Annotated in this window: 8 protein-coding genes and 1 pseudogene; all 9 read left to right on the forward strand. The window is 52.2% G+C overall.

Going from position 1 to position 3,358, the window contains the following annotated elements; all coding sequences use genetic code 11:
* Positions 1-478: pseudogene (locus ACVRRC_RS21485) on the forward strand (hypothetical protein); the annotation flags it as partial.
* Positions 475-726, forward strand: coding sequence for a hypothetical protein (locus tag ACVRRC_RS21490; protein ID WP_472533526.1), 252 nt, complete (start codon positions 475-477; stop codon positions 724-726). The pseudogene ACVRRC_RS21485 and the gene ACVRRC_RS21490, both read left to right, overlap by 4 nt.
* Before the next feature lie 6 nt (positions 727-732).
* Positions 733-1,164, forward strand: a complete 432-nt coding sequence (locus ACVRRC_RS21495; RefSeq protein WP_472533527.1) for a hypothetical protein — start codon at positions 733-735, stop codon at positions 1,162-1,164.
* A complete protein-coding gene (locus ACVRRC_RS21500) occupies positions 1,165-1,404 on the forward strand; it encodes a hypothetical protein (RefSeq protein ID WP_094962627.1) in 240 nt (79 codons plus the stop codon).
* 2 nt (positions 1,405-1,406) lie between these two features.
* Positions 1,407-1,730: a hypothetical protein gene (locus ACVRRC_RS21505; RefSeq protein WP_094962628.1), complete on the forward strand. Its 324-nt coding sequence runs from the start codon at positions 1,407-1,409 to the stop codon at positions 1,728-1,730.
* 26 nt (positions 1,731-1,756) lie between these two features.
* Complete coding sequence (locus ACVRRC_RS21510; protein ID WP_094962629.1) at positions 1,757-2,236, forward strand: hypothetical protein; 480 nt, start codon at positions 1,757-1,759, stop codon at positions 2,234-2,236.
* 98 nt (positions 2,237-2,334) lie between these two features.
* Positions 2,335-2,517, forward strand: coding sequence for a hypothetical protein (locus ACVRRC_RS21515; RefSeq protein ID WP_094962630.1), 183 nt, complete (start codon positions 2,335-2,337; stop codon positions 2,515-2,517).
* Between the two features lie 56 nt (positions 2,518-2,573).
* Positions 2,574-3,134, forward strand: coding sequence for a phiTE_072 family protein (locus ACVRRC_RS21520; RefSeq protein ID WP_472533528.1), 561 nt, complete (start codon positions 2,574-2,576; stop codon positions 3,132-3,134).
* Positions 3,131-3,358 (forward strand): hypothetical protein (locus ACVRRC_RS21525; protein ID WP_472997525.1); only part of this gene is annotated, 228 nt, incomplete at its 3' end. The genes ACVRRC_RS21520 and ACVRRC_RS21525, both read left to right, overlap by 4 nt.

Consider the following 3,358-nt stretch of genomic DNA (forward strand, 5'->3'; position numbering starts at 1 on the left):
GATCAAGGAAATCTGCCTTGATACGTTCCCTGAGTCGTTGACCAAACGTCAATGCGCGCTGGTAAACAAGATTATGCCACCCAAATTCGGGCCGACGTTTTTCTGCCGTTTCGGGCATGTAGGCGATCAGCTTTGGGTTCGCGAGACCTACGGTGATTGTGGCGTGCGCCTGGTTTATCGGGCTGATCTGGAAGATGGCGCGGCCAATAAAGTTAAGCGCTGGTTCCCGGAACAACAAATGACGCAGTTTGAGTCGCGTATCACTCTGGAAATTACCGGGGTGCGTATTGAGCGCCTCCGTGATATCAGCGATGCAGACGCCTTGAGGGAAGGCTGTTCTATCCGAGATACACGCAGCGGGGACTGTCTGGCTGATGTTTTCGGGCGCAAGTGGTCAGTGACCCACGGCGTTGATAGCTGGAAAGCTAACCCGATGGTGTGGGTGATCGACTTTAAAATCGTGGAGAAAGCCCAATGAGCCGCCTGGTAGTGGTGACTTTGCTGGAAGACGGTGGGGAATCGCATGTTCACCTGCCTACGGGTGAGATGGACGCTGGTGGGTATACCACGTTGTGCGGCCTTGATGGCGGTCTGAGTGACACCGCAATGGAAACGAAACCCGCACCCCGTGGCGCAAAAGTTAACTGCCCCAATTGCTGGGCAATCTTCCATACCTGCCGTTCGTTCCGGGCGACCGACTTCGATCCGGCTGTAAAACAGGAGTAATACCCGATGCGGGAAAAAGACATCGTTCACGAGAACGGAAAATTCTGGGTGTTACGCGATAAAGACGCTTACAACGTGATGCAGTCCGGCGTGACTCATTCGGTGGGGGATAGCGCATATGCCCTGACTGAAGACGGTTTGAGCATTGCGATCGCGCGCTGCGATTATCTGGCGAGTCGAGCTGAATCCACTGAGCGGGTGGGATTTGCCAAGACTCTGCATTTCTACATGACTGAGGCCTCAGCCTGGCTGCTGGAAGAGCGCCGTGAATACATCCAGCGAGTGATCGTTAAAAAGCTGGTGGTCGGTCTGGCCGACATGGCGAAGTGGTCGCCTGAGTGCGCCGCAGAGCCGGATTCGGTCGAGCTGAAGCAGATGTATACCGAAGGGTTGGCCTTCTTTACTGAAAAAAACTTCATCACTAGCGAGGTAAGCTGAGTGAAAACCATTTTAATGATCATCTTGCTCGGTCAGGGTTACAGCCAGGTACCTGTCATCAAGACTATCGACTTGCCGAGCCCAGACGCTTGTATGACGGCAAAAAAAATCGTCACGGCAGATTTAAAGGAGGCTCATCTGGCTGTTGAAATTGACCGACACGCATCAGCGCTGAAAAAAAGCGATGAGTATGACTACACCATCAAAAACTACAGTATCAGCTGTATTCCGGGGATGTGATCATGGGCAAAATTGACAAATACCTGCTTCAGGAACTGAGCCTCCTTCGGGATGAAAAAGGTGAGCTCGCGCGGTGGGTTCTACAGCTTCAGGCAGATCTGGACACAGCGCGCCGTGAAAAAGCCGCAGTAGAGGCTCAGCTGTACCGAGCTACTGCACCGATGCCCGTCGCTGAGTACCAATACCGGTATGGCTCTTCCGATCGCAGTGTGTGGAGTGCTTGGCAATCCATCCGTAATGAATCGCTTTACAAACGTATGCAGACCATGCACACCGATGGTTCATACCAATTCCGTGAGCTGTATGAAAAACCAAACGCCGTCTAATTGACGTCACTGAACAGGAAATCGTAATGGCAATGACAGTAGAGCAGTTAAGAACGCGCGCTGCGGCATTTCGCCTGGAGGCGTTGCGCTGGGAAGACATGGGGTATTCCGAAAATACCAAGCGGTTGCGGGATAACGCTGATGCGCTGGAAGAACTGGCCGAACTGAAAGAAGCCCCGCCGTTGGGCTATGCCGAGAACGGCAAAGGCTTCATCTATCCTGCTGACCGCGCCGATCGCATCCAAAACCCGGTGGCTGTGTTTGCTGCTCCACCAGCACTGACAATCCCTGTAGGGTTCATGCTGGTACCGAAAAAGCCAACTGACGAACAATTGCGAGCAATGCTTGCTGTTCAGTCGCCTGCCACTTATCGCGAATACCTGCGCCACCCTGACAACGGGCCGAAGTCAGCGAAGAAGACGGAAGACGATATTGATATCGCTACCCGCCAGTATGCTGCGGCGATGGGTGCCGCGCCAACATTAACGGATGAACTTCAGGCTTGAAGTAAACCCAAAGATTCCTGCCCGAATAACTGAGTGTTAAACTCAGCGAATACGATCGTCCTTCGGATAGTTTCCAATATTCCAACGAGATGGGGTCCATGAAAGAGATAACAATCAAACCAACAGAAATTTCAATCCGTTTTGGTTTGGATTTCTTTATTGAGGAAAGATCAGGTATTTGGGTGAAGGAATGGTTTGCTGGTGGTTGTACTCCCGCTACGGATGAAGAAGTAAAGATGTGGGGACTGTTGGCCTTCGTGTTGCCACCAGCTATTGATTAACCCAATCGACCGGTGTCACATCCTGGCTACCATTAACTAAATGGGAAGTATTGACGATGAAAGTAACTGAAACCAAGGTGCTTAGCCTCGAAATCAGTGAGCTACGCGACTTCGACCCGATCCGGGTTGTGACCGAAAACTACGGGCCGGGTCGTGGCCGTATAACAGTAACCTGTGAAGGTAAGGCATGGACTACTGCATGGTTCGCAATGAGCGATCGCTCCGTTGAGCAGTTTTTCTGTGACTGCGGCAACGATTACCTGATCAATTGCATGGCCGGTAACGTGAGCAGTGAAATCGACAGTGACAATGAAGCGAACATGAAATTCATGTTCAGCGAAGTGTTGCGCCTGCGCCGGGAAGGGGAATTATCCAAAGACCAAGCCCGTGTATGCTGGGAAGAAATCGACGGATCTGACGATATCAAAAGCACGGTCTGCGGCTATGCTTCAGTGATCAGTGAGGTGCCATACTTCAGCACCGAACCGTGGTACCTACCGTGGCCGTCCGTACCGAACCCAGCCTTTATCCGTCTGAACAGCATGTTTGATATTGTTCGGGCTGCACTGCAACAACACCTGGCTTCTGCCAGCCCAAAAGAGGAAGCGGTAGCATGACAGAACGTGAACAGTTCGCCCAAGACAATGGCATGTCGATGGACTTCGTAAATTGGTTTTTCGACCACAAAAAAGACGGTTGCGGCAACGTCTGGTTCATGATGGCTGCGGCGATGTGGGAGGGGTGGAAGGGATTGGCGAGCCAGGAGCCAAAGCCACTGCAAGTGACGGACGGGATGGCGCTTGATTTTCATCGCGCGCTGACTGACGGTGGTATTGGCAAC

It is taken from the genome of Stutzerimonas sp. LR2 (assembly GCF_055755175.1).

Excerpts from the sequence above, each read along its gene's own strand:
- ACVRRC_RS21490 (WP_472533526.1), top strand. The coding sequence starts at position 475 with ATGAGCCGCCTGGTAGTGGTGACTTTGCTGGAAGACGGTGGGGAATCG.
- ACVRRC_RS21495 (WP_472533527.1), top strand. The coding sequence starts at position 733 with ATGCGGGAAAAAGACATCGTTCACGAGAACGGAAAATTCTGGGTGTTA.
- ACVRRC_RS21505 (WP_094962628.1), top strand. The coding sequence starts at position 1,407 with ATGGGCAAAATTGACAAATACCTGCTTCAGGAACTGAGCCTCCTTCGG.
- ACVRRC_RS21510 (WP_094962629.1), top strand. The coding sequence starts at position 1,757 with ATGGCAATGACAGTAGAGCAGTTAAGAACGCGCGCTGCGGCATTTCGC.
- ACVRRC_RS21515 (WP_094962630.1), top strand. The coding sequence starts at position 2,335 with ATGAAAGAGATAACAATCAAACCAACAGAAATTTCAATCCGTTTTGGT.
- ACVRRC_RS21520 (WP_472533528.1), top strand. The coding sequence starts at position 2,574 with ATGAAAGTAACTGAAACCAAGGTGCTTAGCCTCGAAATCAGTGAGCTA.